The sequence below is a fragment of the Pseudomonas sp. TE6288 genome (assembly GCF_054062095.1).
Map to the genome: position 1 here is coordinate 98109 of NZ_JBSSEW010000011.1, position 18743 is coordinate 116851.

Sequence of the window (18743 nt, forward strand, 5' to 3'; positions counted from 1 at the left end):
AAAGGAAGTTCGCAAGCATGACCAGCCTCATCGTCGTCGCCACCCTCGCTGTATTCGTCCTGATCACCGTGTTCAAGGGCGTGCGCATCGTGCCCCAGGGCGAGGAATGGATCGTCGAGCGCCTGGGCCGCTACCACAGCACCCTCAAGCCGGGCCTGAACATCGTCATCCCGTACATGGACGTGGTCGCCTACCGCCTGCCGACCAAGGACATCATCCTCGACGTGCAGCAGCAGGAGATCATCACCAAGGACAACGCGGTGATCGTCGCCAATGCCCTGTGCTTCGCCAAGGTGGTCGACCCGCAGAAGGCCTCGTACGGCGTGCAGAACTTCTCGTTCGCTGTCACCAGCCTGACCATGACCTCGCTGCGCGCCATCGTCGGCGCCATGGACCTGGACGAGGCGCTGTCCAGCCGCGAGCAGATCAAGGCGCGCCTGCGCGAGGCGATGTCCGAGCAGACCGAAGACTGGGGCGTGACCGTGCGCTCGGTGGAGATCCAGGACATCAAGCCGTCGCCGAGCATGCAGACTGCCATGGAGCGTCAGGCCGCCGCCGAGCGTGAACGTAAAGCCGACGTGACCCGCGCCGAGGGCAACAAGCAGGCGGCGATCCTCGAGGCCGAAGCGCGCCTGCAGGCGGCCAAGCTGGATGCCGAGGCCCAGGTGAACCTGGCCGAGGCGTCGGCGCGGGCGATCACCCTGGTCAAGGAAGCGGTGGGCAGCGAGACCGTGCCGGCCATGTACCTGCTGGGTGAGCGTTACATTGGCGCGATGGAGAACCTGGCGGCCAGCGACAATTCGAAAGTCGTGGTGCTGCCGGCTGACCTGCAGGAAACCGTGCGCGGCCTGATGGGGCGAGGCAAAGCTTGATATCGTCGGGGGGCGCTTTGCGCCCCCTTTCGCCGCGGTTCGTCGTCACGACAAGCCGGCTCCCACAGGGTTGCCGCAACACCTGTGGGAGCTGGCTTGTCGTGGCGACGAACCGCAGCGAAAGGGCTGCAAAGCAGCCCCAGGTGCGGCACTTCACCGCACCCCGGCTTTTTTACCTATACTCCGCCGTACAATAGCCATCACGATTCCTGACCGGATCTCTCCATGCCCCCACGTCGGCACATTGCCTGGATAGCCTGCCTTGCAGTGCTGTTCAACCTGCTGGCCATGCCGCTGTCCTCTGCCGCGCCCAAGGGCCCGGCCGAACAGCTGCTGTGGGGGGCTTTCTGCTCCAGCATGGCCAACAAGGCCAAGGTCGATGTCCAGGCCCTGGCCAAGATCGACCTGGGGCAGCAAAGCGACGACAGCGCCAGCATGATGAACTGCTGGTGCTGCCTGGGTGCAGCGCCACTGCTGGCCTTGCCCAGCTACCCGCCACAGTTGCACAACCCGCCGCTTCTGATCGCCGGGCACCTGCCGCACCTCGCCGACTACCAGCCCACGCCGCGCCAGCTCTGGCCCGCGCTCAATCCCCGTGCCTCTCCGTTGGTCTGAGTTCACTACGCTGTCCTTCAGAACCTGAACAGACCGGAGACTCACCCATGCTCAAGCAAGCCCTCGTCCTGGCCGCCCTGCTGCTGCCCGGCGCCTACGCCAACGCCCACGAGTACAGCGTCGGCGACCTGCACATCGCCCACCCCTGGTCGCTGGAGCTGCCGCCGAACGCGCCCAACGTCGCCGCCTACTTTGTCGTGCACAACAACGGCAAGGCCGATGACCGCCTGCTTTCGGTGAAAAGCCCCGTCACCGACGACGCCCAGTTGCACGAGCATGTGATGAGCGCCGCCGGCGCCATGAAGATGCAACATGTGCCCAGCGTGTTGGTCCCGGCCGGCAAGGATGTGGTGTTCGCCCCCAGCGCCTACCACGTGATGATCATGCAGCCCAAGGACCGCAGCCTGCTCACCGACGGCAAGCGCTTCCCGCTGACCCTGCACTTCGAGAAAGCCGGTGACGTCACGGTCGATGTCGCGGTGCAGAAGCAGCCGCCAGCCGAGCAGGCCGCAGTGCACGAACACACGCACTGACCGACTGACAGGCGCTCGCCATGAGCCTGCCGCGCTACAGCTCCGCCCGCAGCACCCGCCCTGATCGCAGGCGCGTCGGTGGCGGCTGGCTGAGCCTGTTCGCCATGTGGATGATCTTCATCGGCCCGCTGGTTTCCCAGTCGATGCCGATGGAGCACCACGCCGGCATGGCCATGCCCATGGACATGTCGATGAGCATGCCCATGGCCCACGACGAGCACCATGGCCACGGCAACGATGGCCAGCTGCATGTCATGTGGGAGAAGTGCGGCTACTGCAGCCTGCTGTTCAACTGCCCCGCCCTGCCCCAGACCCTCAGCCCGCTGACAGCGGGCAGCCAGATCCCCCCTGTCCACCTCACCAATGCCACGCGCCAGGGCCATGCCCGGCAGGCTGTATTCCCCGGCGCCCGCAGCCGCGCGCCGCCCCGTTCGATCGTCGCCTGAACACAACGCGATAAACGCCCGAAGCCAGGAGGCTTCGCGCTGACTCATGACTGATCGACTGGAATCATTATGTCCGGCTGCACCCCTGTTTTTGCCCTTTCCCTGCGTGGGACCATCGCCGTACTGTGCGGCTCGCTGCTCGCGCCACTGGCCTTTGCCGTCGAAACCGGCCATGAAGGCCACATCCACGACACTGCCGAGCTGAGCCCGACGGTGATCACCGCCATCGCCCCGAGCTCGCCGCTGACCGTGGTCACCAACCCCAAGGACCCGCGCCAGCCCGTGCCGGCCAGCGATGGCGGCGACTACCTCAAGACTATCCCCGGTTTCTCGGTGATCCGCGCTGGCGGCACCAATGGCGACCCGGTGCTGCGCGGCATGTTCGGCTCGCGCCTGAACATCCTCACCAACGGCGGCATGATGCTCGGCGCCTGCCCTGGCCGCATGGACGCCCCGACCTCGTACATCTCCCCGGAAACCTACGATCGCCTCACCGTGATCAAGGGCCCGCAAAGCGTGATCTGGGGGCCGGGCGGTTCGGCCGGTACCATCCTCTTCGAGCGTGAGCCGGAGAAATTCGGCGAGCTCGGCAGCCGGGTCAACGGCAGCGTGCTGGCCGGCTCCAACGGCCGCTTCGACAAAGTGCTAGACGCTGCGGCCGGCAACCAGCTCGGCTATGTGCGCTTCGTCGGCAACCAGTCGCACTCGGACGACTTCGAAGACGGCAACGGCGACACCGTGCCTTCGCGCTGGGACAAGTGGAACGGCGATGTCAGCCTCGGCTGGACCCCGGACGCCGACACCCTGCTCGAACTGACCGCCGGCAAGGGCGATGGCGAGGCGCGTTCCGCCGGGCGTGGCATGGACGGCTCGCAGTTCAAGCGTGAAAGCCTGGGGCTGCGCTTCGAGAAGTCCAACCTCGGCGAGGTGCTCGACAAGGTCGAGGCGCAGGTCTACTACAACTACGCCGACCACGTGATGGACAACTACACCCTGCGCACCCCGTCGGGCAGCGGCATGATGGGCATGCCCATGGTCAGCAACGTCGACCGCCGCACCCTGGGTGCGCGGATCAAAGCCACCTGGCGCTGGGCTGACGTGCAACTGATCAGCGGCATCGACGCGCAGACCAACGAGCACCGCCAGCGTGGCGGCATGGGGGTCAACGCGCATAAGGGCCAGCCCTGGACCAAGGATGCCGACTTCCACAACTACGGCGCCTTCGGCGAGCTCACCTGGTATGCGACCGGCGAGGACCGTCTGATCACCGGCGCCCGCCTGGACCGCGCCTCGGCCCGCGACTTCCGCAAGGGCAGCGCCACCGAGGGCGACACTCGCGCCGACACGCTGCCCAGCGGTTTCGTGCGCTACGAGCATGACCTGGCGGCGATCCCCGCCACCACTTACATCGGCCTCGGCCACACCCAGCGCTTCCCCGATTACTGGGAGCTGTTCTCGCCCAAGCGCGCCCCGGCCGGCTCGGTGAACGCCTTCGACGGCATCAAGCCGGAGAAAACCACCCAGCTCGACTTCGGCATCCAGTATCGCGACGAGCGTCTGGAAGCCTGGGCATCGGGCTATGTTGGCCAGATCCGCGACTACATCCTGTTCGACTACCAACGCAACATGATGGGCAACCTCACCTCCCAGGCGCAGAACATCGACGCCCGCATCATGGGCGGCGAACTGGGCGCGGCCTACAAGCTGACCGAGAACTGGAAGGCCGACGCCACGCTCGCCTACGCTTGGGGCAAGAACAGCAGTGATGGCAAGGCGCTACCGCAAATGCCGCCCTTGGAAAGCCGCCTGGGCCTGACCTACAGCCGCGACACCTGGAGCGTCGGCGCCCTGTGGCGCCTGGTGGCCGAGCAGAACCGCATCGCCCAGAACCAGGGCAACGTGGTGGGCAAGGACTACGACAAGAGCGCCGGCTTCGGCGTGTTTTCCCTCAATGGTGCCTACAAGGTGAACAACAACCTCAAGCTCAGCGCGGGCGTCGACAACCTGTTCGACAAGGCCTACGCCGAGCACCTGAACCTGGCCGGGAACGCCGGGTTCGGCTACCCGGCCAACAGTACCCAGCCGGTGAACGAGCCAGGCAGGACCTTCTGGACCAAGGTCGACTTCAGCTTCTGACAACAACAAACGGGCGCGGGGCCTGACCGCGCCCAATCAAGGTCTACGGGAGGCTCCCATGAGCAAACCAAACGTTTCCTTCTACAACCTTGCGTGGCGCTGGCATTTCTATGCCGGCCTGTTCGTGGCACCGTTCATGATCCTGCTGGCGCTTACCGGGATCATCTACCTGTTCAAGCCGCAGCTTGACCCGTTGATGTACCGCGAACTGATGGTGGTCGAGGCCGGCCATCACCGGCAAAGCGCCGACACCCTGCTGGCCAATGTGCGCCAGGCTTATCCACAGGGGCAGGTGGGCCAGTACCTGCCCGCGATCAACGCCGAGCGCAGCGCGCAGTTCGTGGTGCATGACGGCGGGCGCGAACTGAATGTCTTCGTCGACCCGTACAGCGGCAAGGTGTTGGGCGAGCAGGATGGCAAGCAGAACCTGCAGGCCATCGCCCGCGCTCTGCATGGCGAACTGATGGTCGGCACGGTCGGTGACCGGCTGGTGGAACTGGCGGCCGGCTGGGGCATTGTCCTGGTTGTGTCCGGCCTCTATCTCTGGTGGCCACGCGGGCGCAGCAGCGCGGGCGTGCTGTGGCCACGTTTCAGCGCGCGCGGCCGCTTGCTGTGGCGCGACCTGCATGCCGTTACCGGCTTCTGGGGTTCGGCCCTGCTGCTGTTGATGCTGCTCAGCGGCATGACCTGGACCGGGCTGTGGGGCAAGCAGTACGCCGACCTGTGGAACCGCTTCCCGGCGGCCATGTGGAACGACGTGCCGAAGTCCGATAAAGAAGCGCGCGACCTCAACAGCGCCCACCGCCAGACCGTGCCGTGGGCGATGGAGAACACGCCGATGCCGGTGTCCGGCGCCCATGCCGAGCATGCCGGGCATCACATGATGGATCACGCCCCGGCGGCGCCGCAGGTCAGCCTGCAGCAGGTCGAGGATGTCGCCACCCTGCGCAAGGTCGAACCGGGCTACAGCATCACCCTGCCGACCACGGCCGACGGTGTGTTCACCATCGCAGTGTTCGCCGACGATCCGCGCAACGACGCAACCTTGCATGTCGACCAGTACACCGGCCAAGTACTGGCCGACGTGCGCTGGCAGGACTACAGCCCGGTGGCCCGCGCCACGGAGCTGGGGGTGATGCTGCACGAAGGGAAGATGTTCGGGCCGTTGAACCAGCTCGTCATCCTGCTGGTATGCCTGATGATCCTGCTGGGTTCGGTAAGCGGGCTGGTGATGTGGTGGAAGCGCAAACCGGCCGGTGGGCTCGGCGTGCCGCCGCTGCGCCATGACCTACCGCGCTGGAAGACGGCGGTGGGGGTGATGCTGTTGCTGGGCGTCGCCTTCCCGCTGGTGGGGTTGTCCATGGTGGTGATGTGGGTGGTGGATAGCCTGGTGGTGCGGCAACGGGCCTTGGCCCGGGCCTGAGCCTTGCTTGGCTGTTCCGGCCTAATCGCCGGCAAGCCGGCTCCCACAAGGGTGGATGCGATCCCTGTGGGAGCCGGCTTGCCGGCGATTAGGCCAGCCCATGCAACCATTGACTCCAGTCATGTCGGGCATCGCGCCGTACCGCCAAGATCGTGCCGATCTGCCACACCCGCGATTGGAACGCGACGTGATAGCCTACTCGGCTTTCGCTCACAAAAAGACTGACCCTCAATGGAATGCAGCCTATGACCCGGACCTCCCAGACACCCTCCGAAGAGCAGCACCTGCAACGCAACCTGACCAACCGTCACATCCAGCTCATCGCCATTGGCGGCGCCATCGGCACCGGCCTGTTCATGGGCTCGGGCAAGACCATCAGCCTGGCCGGCCCGTCGATCATCTTCGTCTACATGATCATCGGTTTCATGCTGTTCTTCGTCATGCGCGCCATGGGCGAGCTGCTGCTGTCGAACCTCAACTACAAGTCGTTCATCGATTTCTCCGCCGACCTGCTCGGCCCCTGGGCCGGCTACTTCACCGGCTGGACCTATTGGTTCTGCTGGGTGGTCACCGGCATCGCCGACGTGGTCGCCATTGCCGCCTATACGCAATTCTGGTTCCCCGACCTGCCGCAGTGGATACCGGCGCTGAGCTGCGTGGCCCTGCTGCTGTCGCTGAACCTGGTGACGGTGAAGATGTTCGGCGAAATGGAATTCTGGTTCGCCCTGATCAAGATCATCGCCATCATGGGCCTGGTCGCCACCGGCCTGTACATGGTCATCACCGGCTTCCAGTCGCCGAGCGGGCACACCGCCACCCTGACCAACCTGTGGAATGACGGCGGCATGTTCCCCAACGGCTTGCTGGGCTTCTTCGCCGGCTTCCAGATCGCCGTGTTCGCCTTCGTCGGCATCGAACTGGTGGGCACCACCGCCGCCGAAGCGAAGAACCCCGAGCGCACCCTGCCGCGGGCGATCAACTCGATCCCGATCCGTATCATCGTGTTCTACGTGCTGGCGCTGATCGCCATCATGGCCGTGACCCCATGGCGCGACGTGGTGCCGGGCAAGAGCCCGTTCGTCGAGCTGTTCGTGCTGGCCGGCCTGCCGGCGGCGGCGAGCATCATCAACTTCGTGGTACTGACCTCGGCGGCCTCGTCGGCCAACAGCGGCGTGTTCTCCACCAGCCGCATGCTGTTCGGCCTGGCCCAGGAGGGCGATGCACCCAAGGCGTTCGAGAAACTCTCGCGCCGCGCCGTGCCGGCCAACGGCCTGTACTTCTCCTGCACCTGCCTGCTGCTGGGCGCGGTGCTGATCTACCTGGTACCCAATGTGATCGAAGCCTTCACCCTGGTGACGACGGTGTCGGCGGTGCTGTTCATGTTCGTGTGGACGCTGATCCTGCTGTCGTACCTGAGCTACCGCAAGCAACGTGCGGCGCTGCATGAGCAATCCACCTACAAGATGCCCGGCGGGCGCTTCATGTGCTACGTGTGCCTGGTGTTCTTCGCCGGCATCCTGGTGCTGCTGAGCCTGGAGGCCGATACGCGCTCGGCGCTGGTGGTGACGCCGATCTGGTTTGTGATCCTGGCGGTGACCTATCAGTTTGTGCGCAGCAGGCGTCAGCCGCGCAATGCGGTGAGAGGCGCGTCGAGCCGCTGATCGCAGGGGGCTGCTGCGCAGCCCTTTCGCTGGCAAGCCAGCTCCCACAGGGTCAGGATTGCGCAGTACCTGTGGGAGCCGGCTTGCCGGCGATTGGGCCGCACAGCGGCCCCGGCGATTGTCAGCCGTGCTCCAACCCTTCAAGCACAGCCTCAGCCAACGCCAACCCCTTCTCCAGCGAATTCTCCGTTGCCGTCAGCAAACTGCGCAACGGATCTGCGGCCTTCTCCAATGCCGCGGCATTGGTTTCATAGGCCGCCTTCAACGCCGCCACGGCACACACCAGCGCATCCTCGCTATCGACCCCGGCCTGTACCGAGAGCATCGGCGCGTGGGCGTGATTGCAGGTGCCAAAGTGGGAACTGGCGGTGACCGGACGTGATTTGCGCGGGGTGAGGTTGACCAGCGATTCCTGGTTCATGGCTGCACCTCTCGATGAAAGGTGGCGATCTCGATAAATACGAACGGTGGATCTGGAACGATCTTCTTGAGCATGGTGCATCTCCTTGCGGCTCTCCGTAATGACGCTCCGCACCCACACGCCAATATGGGTGGACGGAGCCGTGCGGGTTGGCGTGCCGGACAGAGAGAGCCGGTGAGCCCGAAGGCTCCCACACACGGCTCCGCCCATAACGGGTGCAGCCATGCAGGACACTTTTGAAAGTGCCCGCTCTCTGTATCCGGGACGCCAATCCCGAACCGCAGAAACTACTGCGGTGCGGCACGGTACTCAAGTACCGCTTATGTGTCAAAAGTGTTCATCGCCCCCGGCCCCAATCCTGTGCAGGCCTGTGCAGCAAGCACCATCCTGGCCCCACCCTGCGCCCCGATTCGTCGCACAACCGCTCTATCACGCACCTTCCATCGCTCGGCACAGCCCTTGCAATCTCCGATCTGGCCAACACCCACCATCACATCGGAGTGAGCACATGAAGCGACGCAGTCTGATCAAGGCCTTCACCCTCAGCGCATCGGTCGCCGCGATGGGCCTGAGCTGGAGCATCCAGGCCGCCGAGACCATCAAGGTCGGCATCCTGCATTCGCTGTCCGGGACCATGGCCATTTCCGAGACTTCGCTCAAGGACATGGCGCTGATGACCATCGACGAGATCAACGCCAAGGGTGGCGTGAACGGCAAGATGCTCGAACCGGTGGTGGTCGACCCGGCGTCCAACTGGCCGCTGTTCGCTGAAAAGAGCCGCCAGCTGCTGACCCAGGACAAGGTCGCGGTGGTGTTCGGCTGCTGGACCTCGGTGTCGCGCAAGTCGGTGCTGCCAGTGTTCGAAGAGCTCAACGGCCTGCTGTTCTACCCGGTGCAGTACGAGGGCGAAGAGATGTCGCCGAACGTGTTCTACACCGGTGCCGCGCCCAACCAGCAGGCGATCCCGGCGGTGGAATATCTGATGAGCGAAGACGGCGGCAGCGCCAAGCGCTTCTTCCTGCTGGGCACCGACTACGTCTACCCGCGCACCACCAACAAGATCCTGCGCGCTTTCCTGCACAGCAAAGGCGTGGCCGACAAGGACATCGAAGAGGTGTACACGCCGTTCGGCCACGCCGATTACCAGACCATCGTTGCCAACATCAAGAAGTTCTCCGCCGGCGGCAAGACGGCAGTGATTTCCACGGTCAACGGCGACTCCAACGTACCGTTCTACAAAGAACTGGCCAACCAGGGCCTGAAGGCCACCGACGTACCGGTGGTGGCGTTCTCGGTGGGCGAAGAAGAGCTGCGCGGCATCGACACCAAACCGTTGGTGGGGCACCTGGCCGCGTGGAACTACTTCGAGTCGGTGGATAACCCGGTGAACCAGAAGTTCGTCGCCGACTGGAAGGCCTACGCCAAGGCCAAGGGCCTGCCAGGCGCTGAAAAGGCGGTGACCAACGACCCGATGGAAGCCACCTACGTGGGCATCCACATGTGGGCGCAGGCCGCCGAGAAAGCCAAGTCCACCGACGTCGACAAGGTGCGTGAAGCACTGGCCGGGCAGAGTTTCAAGGCACCGTCGGGCTTCACCCTGACCATGGACAAGACCAACCACCACCTGCACAAGCCGGTGATGATCGGCGAGATTCAGGATGACGGGCAGTTCAGTGTGGTGTGGGAAACCGAGCAGCCGCTGCGGGCGCAGCCTTGGAGCCCGTTCATTCCGGGTAATGACAAGCGGCCGGATTATGCGGTGAAGGGTAACTGAGTGCACTGGGGCTGCTGCGCAGCCCTATCGCTGGCAAGCCAGCTCCCACAGGTACAGCACAGCTTCCGAATTCTTTGTTGGACCTGTGGGAGCCGGCTTGCCGGCGATGAATCCACCGCCGATTTTCCAGGACTGCCCGCATGTTCAGATTCCTGCTCACCTTTCTACTGCTACTGCCCCTGGCCACCCAAGCCAGCGAAGGCGAATTCTTCCTCAGCGCCAAGCCCGCTGAACAGGCGCGCCTGCTCGAAACCTGGGCCGCGCAACCCGATGCCGCCCGCCTGCCGCTGCTGGAAAACCTGCGCCAAGGCCGCATCGCAGAAAATGACACCCGCAAACTGCGCCTGAACAACCGCCTGCGCGGCCTGATCGATAACGCCCTGGCCAGCCATCAGTTACTCAGCGACCAAACCAACGTGCGCCTGGCCGCCGCCCAGCAACTGCAAAAATCCGCGCAACCGGCACAGATGGCCTTCCTCGACCGACGCTTTGCCGCCGAACCCGACGCCGCCGTGCACGCCGCCCTCGGCCTGGCCCTGGCCAATCTGCAACTGGGCGCCAGCGAGCCCGCGGTACGCCTGGCCGCCGTGCGCCTGCTCGGCGAAACCGGCGACCCGCTGGCCCGCACCCGCCTCGAAGCGCTACTACAACCCGGCGCCGAACCCGACGCCGCCGTGCGCACCGCAGCCGAAACCAGCCTGGCCCAGGTGCAGCGCAAGCTGCTGGTTGGCGAGCTGCTCGGCCAGGCCTTCAGTGGCCTGTCGCTGGGTTCGATCCTGCTGCTGGCCGCGCTGGGCCTGGCGATCACCTTCGGCCTGCTCGGGGTGATCAACATGGCTCACGGCGAGATGCTGATGCTCGGCGCCTACAGCACTTACATGGTCCAGGTGCTGCTGCAGCGCTACGCTCCGAGTGCCATCGAGTTCTACCCGTTGATCGCCCTGCCGGTGGCATTCGCCGTCAGCGCAGGGGTCGGCATGGCCCTGGAGCGCACGGTGATCCGCCACCTGTATGGCCGCCCGTTGGAAACCCTGCTGGCCACCTGGGGCATCAGCCTGATCCTGATCCAGGCCGTGCGCCTGCTCTTCGGCGCGCAGAACGTCGAGGTAAGCAACCCGGCCTGGCTGTCCGGCGGCATCCAGGTGCTGCCCAACCTGGTGCTGCCGTACAACCGCCTGGTGATCATCGGCTTCGCCCTCGCCGTGGTGCTGCTCACCTGGCTGCTGCTCAACCGCACACGGCTGGGCCTGAACGTGCGCGCGGTCACCCAGAACCGCAACATGGCGGCCTGTTGCGGGGTGTCCACCGGGCGCGTGGACATGCTCGCCTTCGGCCTCGGCTCGGGCATCGCCGGGCTCGGCGGCGTGGCCCTGAGCCAGGTCGGCAACGTCGGCCCGGACTTGGGCCAGAGCTACATCATCGACTCGTTCCTGGTGGTGGTGCTCGGTGGTGTCGGCCAGCTGGCCGGCAGCCTGTGGGCGGCCTTCGGGCTGGGCATCGCCAACAAACTGCTGGAGCCGCAGATCGGTGCGGTGCTGGGCAAGATCCTCATCCTTGCGCTGATCATTCTGTTCATCCAGAAGCGCCCGCAAGGCCTGTTCGCCCTCAAGGGACGGGTAATCGACTGATGAACCAGCCATTGATTGTCACTGCCACGCGCAAGGCCGGCACCCGGGTGTCGCTGGCCGTCGGCGCCGTTGTCGTCCTGGTGCTGCTGGCCCTGCCGCTGCTGTCGCTGCTGCCCGACGGGCACGCCTTGCAGGTCTCGGCCTATACCCTGACCCTGGTCGGCAAGATTCTTTGCTACGCCATCGTCGCCCTGGCCCTGGACCTGGTGTGGGGCTACGCCGGGTTGCTGTCGCTGGGCCACGGCCTGTTCTTTGCCCTTGGCGGCTATGCCATGGGCATGTACCTGATGCGCCAGGCGGCCGGTGATGGTCTGCCGGGCTTCATGGCCTTCCTGTCTTGGAGCGAGCTGCCCTGGTACTGGGCCGGCACCCAGCACTTCGCCTGGGCGCTGTGCCTGATCGTGCTGGCACCGGGGCTGCTGGCGCTGGTGTTCGGCTTCTTCGCCTTCCGCTCGCGGATCAAGGGCGTGTACTTCTCGATCATGACCCAGGCCCTGACCTTTGCCGGGATGCTGCTGTTCTTTCGCAACGAGACCGGCTTTGGCGGCAACAACGGCTTCACCAGCTTCCGCACCATCCTCGGTTTCGACATCGCCGCCCAGGGCACCCGGGCGGTGCTGTTCCTGCTGACAGTCGGTCTGCTGCTGGCCAGCCTGTACCTGTGCTGGCGCCTGACCCAGAGCAAGTTCGGGCGCCTGCTCACCGCCGTGCGCGACGCCGAGAACCGCCTGATGTTCTGCGGCTACGACCCGCGCGGCTTCAAGCTGCTGGTGTGGGTGCTCAGTGCCGTGCTGTGCGGCCTGGCCGGGGCGCTGTACGTGCCGCAGGTGGGCATCATCAACCCCAGCGAGATGTCACCGACCAACTCCATCGAGGCCGCCGTGTGGGTGGCACTCGGCGGGCGCGGCACGTTGATCGGGCCGCTGCTCGGTGCCGGCCTGGTCAATGGCATGAAGAGCTGGTTCACCGTGGCGTTCCCCGAGTTCTGGCTGTTCTTCCTCGGCGCGCTGTTCATCCTCGTCACCCTGTACCTGCCCAAGGGCGTGGTCGGCCTTGTGAAGAAAAGGAGCCAGCGATGAGAAGCGTGCCCCCGGTGCATCCGGAATTCATGCTGGAACCGATCTTCGACCAGGTCGGCAGCGGTCGCGAAGCCATCGGCCTGGGCCGGCGCCGCGAGGCCGGGCTCGACACCCGCCATGGCACGGTGCTGAGCCTGGAAGGCATCAGCGTCAGCTTCGATGGCTTCAAGGCGCTCAACGACCTCAACCTGTACATCGGCGTCGGCGAGCTGCGCTGCATCATCGGCCCCAACGGCGCCGGCAAGACCACGATGATGGACGTGATCACCGGCAAGACCCGCCCCGACACAGGTACCGCGTTTTTCGGCGACACCCTCGACCTGACCCGCATGAGCGAATGCCAGATCGCCCAGGCCGGCATCGGCCGCAAGTTCCAGAAGCCCACGGTATTCGAGGCGCTGACGGTGTTCGAGAACCTGGAGCTGGCGCTCAAGGCCGACAAGTCGGTGTGGGCCAGCCTGCTGGCACGCTTGAGCGGCGAGCAGCGCCAGCGCATCGACGAGGTGCTGGCCACCCTGCGACTGCTGCCCCTGGCCCAGCGCCAGGCGGGGTTGTTGTCCCACGGGCAGAAGCAGTTCCTGGAGATCGGCATGCTGCTGGTGCAGGAGCCGAAGCTGCTGCTGCTCGACGAGCCGGTGGCGGGGATGACCGATGCCGAGACCGAGTTCACCGCCGAGCTGTTCCGATCATTGGCGGGCAGGCATTCGCTGATGGTGGTGGAGCATGACATGGGCTTCGTCGGCAGCATTGCCGACCATGTGACGGTGCTGCATCAGGGGAGTGTGCTGGCCGAAGGGTCGCTGGCGCAGGTGCAGGAGGATGAGCGGGTGGTCGAGGTTTATCTGGGCCGCTGATCTTCGTTATCTGCACCGGCCTCATCGCCGGCAAGCCGGCTCCCACAGGACAACCACAGGATTCGAAAGCTGTGCTGTCCTGTGAGAGCCGGCTTGCCGGCGATGAGGCCGGTGCAGGCGAGGTAAAAACCAACAGGGACATGACATGCTGAAAATCGACACCCTGCACCAGTACTACGGCGGCAGCCACATCCTGCGCGGCCTGTCCTTCGAGGCCAAGGTCGGCGAGGTCACCTGCCTGCTGGGCCGCAACGGCGTGGGCAAGACCACCCTGCTGCGCTGCCTGATGGGCCTGCTGCCAGCCCGCGAGGGCCACGTGGAATGGGAAGGCAAGCCGATCACCACGCTCAAGCCCCAGCAACGGGTCCAGGCCGGTATCGCCTACGTGCCCCAGGGCCGCGAGATCTTCCCGCGCCTGACTGTCGAGGAAAACCTGCTGATGGGCCTGTCGCGCTTCCCCGCCCGCGAGGCACGGGATGTGCCGGCCTTCATCTACGAACTGTTCCCGGTGCTGGAGCAGATGAAACAACGCCGTGGCGGCGACCTCTCTGGCGGCCAGCAGCAACAGTTGGCCATCGGCCGCGCCCTGGCCAGCCGCCCGCGCCTGTTGATCCTCGACGAACCTACCGAAGGCATCCAGCCGTCGGTGATCAAGGAGATCGGCGCGGTGATCCGCAAGCTCGCCGACCGTGGCGACATGGCCATCCTGCTGGTGGAGCAGTTCTATGATTTCGCCGAGGAACTGGCCGACCAGTACCTGGTCATGGCCCGCGGCGAGATCGTCCAGCGCGGCCGCGGCGAAAACATGCAGGCTGAAGGTGTGCGCGGCCTGGTTACCATTTAATCTGCAACCACTTCCCTTGCGAGACGCTGTCATGAGTTACCAGATCCGCGACGCCCTGATCGACGACGTGCCGGGCATCCTCGACATCTACAACGACGCCGTGGCCAACACCACGGCGATCTGGAACGAAACCCCGGTGGACCTGGCCAATCGCCTGGCCTGGTTCGAGGCCCGCGCGCAGCAGGGTTATCCAATCCTGGTCGCGGTGGATGACAGCGGCGTGCTGGGTTACGCCTCATTCGGCGACTGGCGCCCCTTCGAGGGCTTCCGCCATACGGTCGAACATTCGGTGTACATCCGTGCAGACCAGCGCGGCAAAGGTCTGGGCCCGGTGCTGATGGAAGCGCTGGTCGAACGGGCCAGGGGCTGTGGCAAGCATGTGATGGTCGCCGCCATCGAGAGCGGCAATGCCGCGTCGGTGCGCCTGCACGAGCGGTTGGGGTTCGTGGTGACCGGGCAGATGCCGCAGGTAGGGGTGAAGTTCGGCCGGTGGCTGGACCTGACCTTCATGCAATTGATGCTCGATCCTGGGGCACAGCCGTGAAGCCCGAGGGGCCGCCGTGCGGCCCCACAACGTTTACATCTGGGTAAACCGGCCCAACCGTTGGCGCAGCATGTGGTTCTCGCTGCGCAACTGCTGTACCTCTTCCAGCAGCTCAAGCGCCAGGGCCACCCCTTCCCACTCCAGCTCCAGCTGATCATGCAGCTTCACCGCACGCTTGAGGGTGACCGGCGCGCGGTCGTCGAACACCCATTCCTCCGGCGTTCGCCCCGAAGGTTCAACAATGCCGTGCTCGACGATCTCGATCACGCAATCGGCCGTGAGGTCGGCTTCCTGGCAAAGGGTACGCATGTCCAGTTGAACGATCAGGGTGCTGCTCATGATCACTTACTCCATTGAGTCCTCGGGTTGAACGCGGCTTTCTCGGAGAGCTGGGTCCACAATGCGCGCGCTGCGTCATCGGATTGGGCAGGCATCACTACCTTCAGCTGGGCGTACAGGTCGCCGCGCTCGCCCTGCTTGTTCAACAGGCCCATGCCCTTGACCCGCAGGCGCTGGCCGCTCTGGCTGTCGGGGCGGATGGTCAGGTTGATCTTGCCGGTCAGAGTCGGCACGGCCACCTTGGCGCCGAGTGCCGCCTCCCACGGTGCCAGCGGCACGGTAATGATCAGGTCATGACCTTCGACATCGAACAGCGGGTGCGGTGCCATGCGGATGGTCAGGAACAAATCGCCGTTGGCCCCGCCGCCCACGCCCGGCGCGCCCTGGCCCTTGAGGCGGATGCGCTCGCCGTCGGTCACACCGGCGGGGATCTTCACGTTCAGGGTCTTGGTGGTGAACCCGGTGCGCTGGCCGGCAGCGTTGGTCTGCGGCACCTGGAAGCTGATCTGCTTGGATTCCTTGTTCAGGGTTTCCTCGAGGAACACCGCCAGTTCCAGTTCCACGTCCTGCCCTCGCCTGCCGGCACTGCGTTGTTGCCGGCCACCGCCGCCACCGAAGGGGTTGCCACCCCGGGCGCCGAAGATCGAGCTGAAGAAATCGGAAAAATCGCCACCTTCGAAACCACCGCCACCACCGCTGCGAGACTCCCAGCCAGGCGGCGCCTGGAACGGCCGGCCATGCTGGCCGCCGTATTTGCGGATTTCGTCGTACTCGGCGCGCTTGTCCTTGTCGCCAAGCACTTCGTAGGCCTCGTTGGCCTCCTTGAACTTGTCCTCGGCGTCACGCTCCTTGCTGACGTCGGGGTGATACTTGCGCGCGAGCTTGCGGTACGCGGCCTTGATCGCCTTGTCGTCCGCGCTCGCCTCGACGCCGAGTATCTTGTAATAGTCTTTGAAGTCCATCTATGGATCACCGATGTGAATGTACGTATTGCTACTGAAGATTGGGGTCAAGCATAGCCTTTCAAGGCTCATCCGGGGTTGCGCTATCGCAGACGACCGGTCTTGATTTAGCCGCAGAACGGCATAAACTGCGCGGCCGTTTTGCCTCCGGAAGCTTTCTCCATGTCTGACGTATCCCCGGCCCGTGCCCTCGGCATCGACTTCGGTACCTCCAACTCCACGGTCGGCTGGCACCGCCCTGGCGCCGAGTCGCTGATCGCCCTGGAAGACGGCAAGATCACCCTGCCGTCGGTGGTCTTCTTCAATATCGAGGAACGTCGCCCGGTGTACGGCCGCCTGGCCCTGCACGAGTACCTGGAAGGCTACGAAGGCCGCCTGATGCGCTCGCTCAAGAGCCTGCTGGGCTCCAAGCTGATCAAGCACGACACCAGCGTGCTGGGCAGCGCCCTGCCGTTCAAGGACCTGCTGGGCATGTTCATCGGCGAGCTGAAAAAGCGCGCCGAAGCCGATGCCGGCCGCGAATTCGACCAGGTGGTGCTCGGCCGCCCGGTATTTTTCGTCGACGAAGACCCGGCCGCCGACCAGGAGGCCGAGGATACCCTGGCGGAAGTTGCGCGCAAGATCGGCTTCAAGGACGTGTCGTTCCAGTACGAGCCGATCGCTGCGGCGTTCGACTACGAGTCGGGCATCAGCCGTGAAGAGCTGGTGCTGATTGTGGATATCGGCGGTGGTACCTCGGACTTTACCCTGATCCGCCTGTCGCCCGAGCGCCACCTGGTGGCCGAGCGCCAGGACGACATCCTCGCCACCGGCGGCGTGCACATCGGCGGTACCGACTTCGACAAGCAGCTGAGCCTGCAGGGTGTGATGCCGCTGTTCGGCTATGGCAGCCGGATGAAAAGCGGCGCGCTGATGCCCACCAGCTACCACCTCAACCTGGCCACCTGGCACACCATCAACGCCCTGTATGCGCAGAAGTCGCAGCTGGCCCTGGGCAGCATGCGCTACGACATCGAGGACACCCTGGGTATCGACCGCCTGTTCAAGCTGATCGAGCAGCGCGCCGGGCACTGGCTGGCGATGGAGGTGGAGGCCAGCAAGATCGAGCTGACCGAGCGCGACAGCCGGAGCATCGACTTTGGCCGGATCGAGCCGCAGCTGTCGGCCGAGCTGACCCGGGCACTGTTCGAAGATGCAATTGACGGTTTGCTCGAGCGCGTGCGCGGCAGCGTGAGTGAACTGCTGGCCAAGGCGGGCGTGAGCGAAAGCCAGGTGGACACGGTGTTCTTCACCGGCGGCTCCAGCGGCATTCCGGCGCTGCGCAACAGCGTGGCGGCGATGCTGCCCAATGCGCGGCATGTGGAAGGCAATATCTTCGGCAGCATCGGCAGCGGTCTGGCGATCGAGGCGCGCAAGCGTTACGGCGTGCTCTGATCGATTTGGGGCCGCTTTGCGGCCCTTTCGCCGGCAAGCCGGCTCCCACAAAAACTGGGTACGCACCTCTCCTGTGGGAGCTGGCTTGCCAGCGAAAGGGCCGCAAAGCGGCCCCGGTGATCCTCAGACCAGCTCAGCCCGCTTCAACTCGCTCTTCAAGTAGGCGTAGTAGATCGGCCCGGCCACCACCCCCGGCAAGCCGAACGCCGCCTCGAACACCAGCATCGCCAGCAACAGCTCCCAGGCCTTGGCACTGATCTGGCCGCCGACGATCCGCGCGTTGAGGAAATACTCGACCTTGTGGATAACGATCAAGTACCCCAGCGCCGCCATCGCCACCCAGATCGACAGCGACAGGCCGACGATGGTGATCAGGGTGTTGGACATCAGGTTGCCGATCACCGGCAGCAGCCCGAGCAGGAAGGTCAGCACGATCAGGGTCTTGGTCAGCGGCAGGTGCACGCCGAACAGCGGCAGCACCACGGCAAGGAAGATGCCGGTGAAGAAGGTGTTGAGCAACGAGATCTTGATCTGCGCGAAGACGATGTTGCGAAACGCCTGCACCAGCAGGCTCAGGCGCTCGAACAAGGCCGCGGCCAGGGGCTTGCGCCGGGAAATGTCGGGGATGCGCTGCAGGGCGACGATGGCGCCGAGGATCATGCCGATCAACAGGGTCACGAACATGTGCGCCATGCCCTTGCCGACCAGTTGCAGGTCGCTCAGGTGGCTCTTGATCCATTCGCCGATGGCCACCTTGAACTCGGCGGCGCTGGCCGGCAGGTAGGCTTCGATGAACGGCGGCAACTGGCCACGGGCACGCTCGACCAGGCCCATGAACTTGTCCAGCGAGGCGCCGGGGTTCTCGGCCTCGTGCAGGAGGAAACTGAAGGCGCCGGCAATCAGCAGGGTGAGCGTGCTCACCACCAATGTGCCGAGCAGCGCCACCGCCAGCCAGCGCGCACGCTGCCCGGCGATCAGCGGCTGCAGCCTGGGGGTGAGCATGTTGACCAGCTCGAACACCAGCAGGCCGGCGAGCAGGCTCGGCAGCAGCTTCAGGGGCAGCGCCAGCAACAGGCCGGCCATGACGATGATCCAGCTGGCCAGGGTGACCTGGCGGGGGGTGAAGGTCATACAGCCTCGACGGCAGACAGCGGAAAGTCCCGCAGTCTGCCAGCCTT

General features: G+C 65.0%; 18 protein-coding genes. 14 read left to right on the forward strand and 4 right to left on the reverse strand.

The window, feature by feature from the left end; translation table 11 throughout:
• Positions 1 to 17 precede the first annotated feature (17 nt).
• The 7 genes from ACVWY1_RS13235 to cycA all read left to right on the forward strand — a co-directional run bounded on the left by ACVWY1_RS13235 (position 18) and on the right by cycA (position 7686).
• Positions 18 to 872: an SPFH domain-containing protein gene (locus tag ACVWY1_RS13235; protein ID WP_023631114.1), complete on the forward strand. Its 855-nt coding sequence runs from the start codon at positions 18 to 20 to the stop codon at positions 870 to 872.
• 225 nt (positions 873 to 1097) lie between these two features.
• Positions 1098 to 1487 carry a DUF2946 domain-containing protein gene (locus tag ACVWY1_RS13240; protein ID WP_031315367.1) on the forward strand — a complete coding sequence of 130 codons (390 nt, stop codon included), beginning with the start codon at positions 1098 to 1100 and terminating at the stop codon, positions 1485 to 1487.
• Between the two features lie 47 nt (positions 1488 to 1534).
• Positions 1535 to 2020 (forward strand): copper chaperone PCu(A)C, encoded by a 486-nt coding sequence (locus tag ACVWY1_RS13245; protein ID WP_102683976.1) that lies wholly within the window; start codon positions 1535 to 1537, stop codon positions 2018 to 2020.
• A gap of 20 nt (positions 2021 to 2040) precedes the next feature.
• Positions 2041 to 2466, forward strand: a complete 426-nt coding sequence (locus tag ACVWY1_RS13250; protein ID WP_102683975.1) for a DUF2946 domain-containing protein — start codon at positions 2041 to 2043, stop codon at positions 2464 to 2466.
• Positions 2467 to 2535: 69 nt separating this feature from the next.
• The gene (locus ACVWY1_RS13255; protein WP_277502157.1) at positions 2536 to 4602 is read left to right on the forward strand and encodes a TonB-dependent copper receptor; all 2067 of its coding nucleotides are present in this window, start codon (positions 2536 to 2538) and stop codon (positions 4600 to 4602) included.
• A 58-nt stretch (positions 4603 to 4660) separates the two neighbouring features.
• Positions 4661 to 6025: a PepSY-associated TM helix domain-containing protein gene (locus ACVWY1_RS13260; protein ID WP_277502158.1), complete on the forward strand. Its 1365-nt coding sequence runs from the start codon at positions 4661 to 4663 to the stop codon at positions 6023 to 6025.
• Between the two features lie 245 nt (positions 6026 to 6270).
• Positions 6271 to 7686 carry a D-serine/D-alanine/glycine transporter gene (gene cycA, locus ACVWY1_RS13265; RefSeq protein WP_198755609.1) on the forward strand — a complete coding sequence of 472 codons (1416 nt, stop codon included), beginning with the start codon at positions 6271 to 6273 and terminating at the stop codon, positions 7684 to 7686.
• Between the two features lie 121 nt (positions 7687 to 7807).
• On the opposite strand, the gene ACVWY1_RS13270 is transcribed toward cycA, so the two are convergent.
• Complete coding sequence (locus ACVWY1_RS13270) at positions 7808 to 8107, reverse strand: hypothetical protein (protein ID WP_198755610.1); 300 nt, start codon at positions 8105 to 8107, stop codon at positions 7808 to 7810.
• Positions 8108 to 8615: 508 nt separating this feature from the next.
• Between ACVWY1_RS13270 and urtA the strand changes: the two genes are divergently transcribed.
• The 6 genes from urtA to ACVWY1_RS13300 all read left to right on the forward strand — a co-directional run bounded on the left by urtA (position 8616) and on the right by ACVWY1_RS13300 (position 14830).
• The gene (urtA, locus tag ACVWY1_RS13275) at positions 8616 to 9881 is read left to right on the forward strand and encodes an urea ABC transporter substrate-binding protein (protein ID WP_277502159.1); all 1266 of its coding nucleotides are present in this window, start codon (positions 8616 to 8618) and stop codon (positions 9879 to 9881) included.
• Between the two features lie 140 nt (positions 9882 to 10021).
• Positions 10022 to 11509 (forward strand): urea ABC transporter permease subunit UrtB, encoded by a 1488-nt coding sequence (gene urtB / locus ACVWY1_RS13280; RefSeq protein WP_277502160.1) that lies wholly within the window; start codon positions 10022 to 10024, stop codon positions 11507 to 11509.
• Positions 11509 to 12588: an urea ABC transporter permease subunit UrtC gene (urtC, locus tag ACVWY1_RS13285; RefSeq protein WP_277502161.1), complete on the forward strand. Its 1080-nt coding sequence runs from the start codon at positions 11509 to 11511 to the stop codon at positions 12586 to 12588. The genes urtB and urtC overlap by 1 nt, the downstream gene beginning before the upstream one ends.
• Positions 12585 to 13442: an urea ABC transporter ATP-binding protein UrtD gene (gene urtD / locus ACVWY1_RS13290; protein WP_277502162.1), complete on the forward strand. Its 858-nt coding sequence runs from the start codon at positions 12585 to 12587 to the stop codon at positions 13440 to 13442. Before urtC ends, urtD begins: the two co-directional genes overlap by 4 nt.
• Positions 13443 to 13587: 145 nt before the next feature.
• Entirely contained in the window at positions 13588 to 14286 is a 699-nt protein-coding gene (gene urtE, locus ACVWY1_RS13295) for an urea ABC transporter ATP-binding subunit UrtE (protein WP_102683967.1), read from the forward strand.
• A gap of 31 nt (positions 14287 to 14317) precedes the next feature.
• Complete coding sequence (locus ACVWY1_RS13300; protein ID WP_139673784.1) at positions 14318 to 14830, forward strand: GNAT family N-acetyltransferase; 513 nt, start codon at positions 14318 to 14320, stop codon at positions 14828 to 14830.
• A 33-nt stretch (positions 14831 to 14863) separates the two neighbouring features.
• On the opposite strand, the gene ACVWY1_RS13305 is transcribed toward ACVWY1_RS13300, so the two are convergent.
• Both ACVWY1_RS13305 and cbpA read right to left on the reverse strand, forming a co-directional pair.
• A complete protein-coding gene (locus ACVWY1_RS13305) occupies positions 14864 to 15169 on the reverse strand; it encodes a chaperone modulator CbpM (protein WP_023630087.1) in 306 nt (101 codons plus the stop codon).
• Positions 15170 to 15171: 2 nt separating this feature from the next.
• Positions 15172 to 16131 carry a curved DNA-binding protein gene (gene cbpA, locus ACVWY1_RS13310; protein WP_102683965.1) on the reverse strand — a complete coding sequence of 320 codons (960 nt, stop codon included), beginning with the start codon at positions 16129 to 16131 and terminating at the stop codon, positions 15172 to 15174.
• Positions 16132 to 16293: 162 nt separating this feature from the next.
• Between cbpA and ACVWY1_RS13315 the strand changes: the two genes are divergently transcribed.
• Positions 16294 to 17565, forward strand: coding sequence for an Hsp70 family protein (locus tag ACVWY1_RS13315; protein ID WP_046854026.1), 1272 nt, complete (start codon positions 16294 to 16296; stop codon positions 17563 to 17565).
• Positions 17566 to 17688: 123 nt separating this feature from the next.
• Here ACVWY1_RS13315 and ACVWY1_RS13320 read toward each other — a convergent pair whose 3' ends face one another.
• Positions 17689 to 18696: an AI-2E family transporter gene (locus ACVWY1_RS13320; RefSeq protein WP_046854025.1), complete on the reverse strand. Its 1008-nt coding sequence runs from the start codon at positions 18694 to 18696 to the stop codon at positions 17689 to 17691.
• Positions 18697 to 18743: the final 47 nt, after the last annotated feature.

What these genes read in the sequence shown, in the direction of transcription:
- ACVWY1_RS13235 (WP_023631114.1), top strand. Translation starts at nt 18, where the DNA reads ATGACCAGCCTCATCGTCGTCGCCACCCTCGCTGTATTCGTCCTGATC.
- ACVWY1_RS13240 (WP_031315367.1), top strand. Translation starts at nt 1,098, where the DNA reads ATGCCCCCACGTCGGCACATTGCCTGGATAGCCTGCCTTGCAGTGCTG.
- ACVWY1_RS13245 (WP_102683976.1), top strand. Translation starts at nt 1,535, where the DNA reads ATGCTCAAGCAAGCCCTCGTCCTGGCCGCCCTGCTGCTGCCCGGCGCC.
- ACVWY1_RS13250 (WP_102683975.1), top strand. Translation starts at nt 2,041, where the DNA reads ATGAGCCTGCCGCGCTACAGCTCCGCCCGCAGCACCCGCCCTGATCGC.
- ACVWY1_RS13255 (WP_277502157.1), top strand. Translation starts at nt 2,536, where the DNA reads ATGTCCGGCTGCACCCCTGTTTTTGCCCTTTCCCTGCGTGGGACCATC.
- ACVWY1_RS13260 (WP_277502158.1), top strand. Translation starts at nt 4,661, where the DNA reads ATGAGCAAACCAAACGTTTCCTTCTACAACCTTGCGTGGCGCTGGCAT.
- cycA (WP_198755609.1), top strand. Translation starts at nt 6,271, where the DNA reads ATGACCCGGACCTCCCAGACACCCTCCGAAGAGCAGCACCTGCAACGC.
- ACVWY1_RS13270 (WP_198755610.1), bottom strand. Translation starts at nt 8,107, where the DNA reads ATGAACCAGGAATCGCTGGTCAACCTCACCCCGCGCAAATCACGTCCG.
- urtA (WP_277502159.1), top strand. Translation starts at nt 8,616, where the DNA reads ATGAAGCGACGCAGTCTGATCAAGGCCTTCACCCTCAGCGCATCGGTC.
- urtB (WP_277502160.1), top strand. Translation starts at nt 10,022, where the DNA reads ATGTTCAGATTCCTGCTCACCTTTCTACTGCTACTGCCCCTGGCCACC.
- urtC (WP_277502161.1), top strand. Translation starts at nt 11,509, where the DNA reads ATGAACCAGCCATTGATTGTCACTGCCACGCGCAAGGCCGGCACCCGG.
- urtD (WP_277502162.1), top strand. Translation starts at nt 12,585, where the DNA reads ATGAGAAGCGTGCCCCCGGTGCATCCGGAATTCATGCTGGAACCGATC.
- urtE (WP_102683967.1), top strand. Translation starts at nt 13,588, where the DNA reads ATGCTGAAAATCGACACCCTGCACCAGTACTACGGCGGCAGCCACATC.
- ACVWY1_RS13300 (WP_139673784.1), top strand. Translation starts at nt 14,318, where the DNA reads ATGAGTTACCAGATCCGCGACGCCCTGATCGACGACGTGCCGGGCATC.
- ACVWY1_RS13305 (WP_023630087.1), bottom strand. Translation starts at nt 15,169, where the DNA reads ATGAGCAGCACCCTGATCGTTCAACTGGACATGCGTACCCTTTGCCAG.
- cbpA (WP_102683965.1), bottom strand. Translation starts at nt 16,131, where the DNA reads ATGGACTTCAAAGACTATTACAAGATACTCGGCGTCGAGGCGAGCGCG.
- ACVWY1_RS13315 (WP_046854026.1), top strand. Translation starts at nt 16,294, where the DNA reads ATGTCTGACGTATCCCCGGCCCGTGCCCTCGGCATCGACTTCGGTACC.
- ACVWY1_RS13320 (WP_046854025.1), bottom strand. Translation starts at nt 18,696, where the DNA reads ATGACCTTCACCCCCCGCCAGGTCACCCTGGCCAGCTGGATCATCGTC.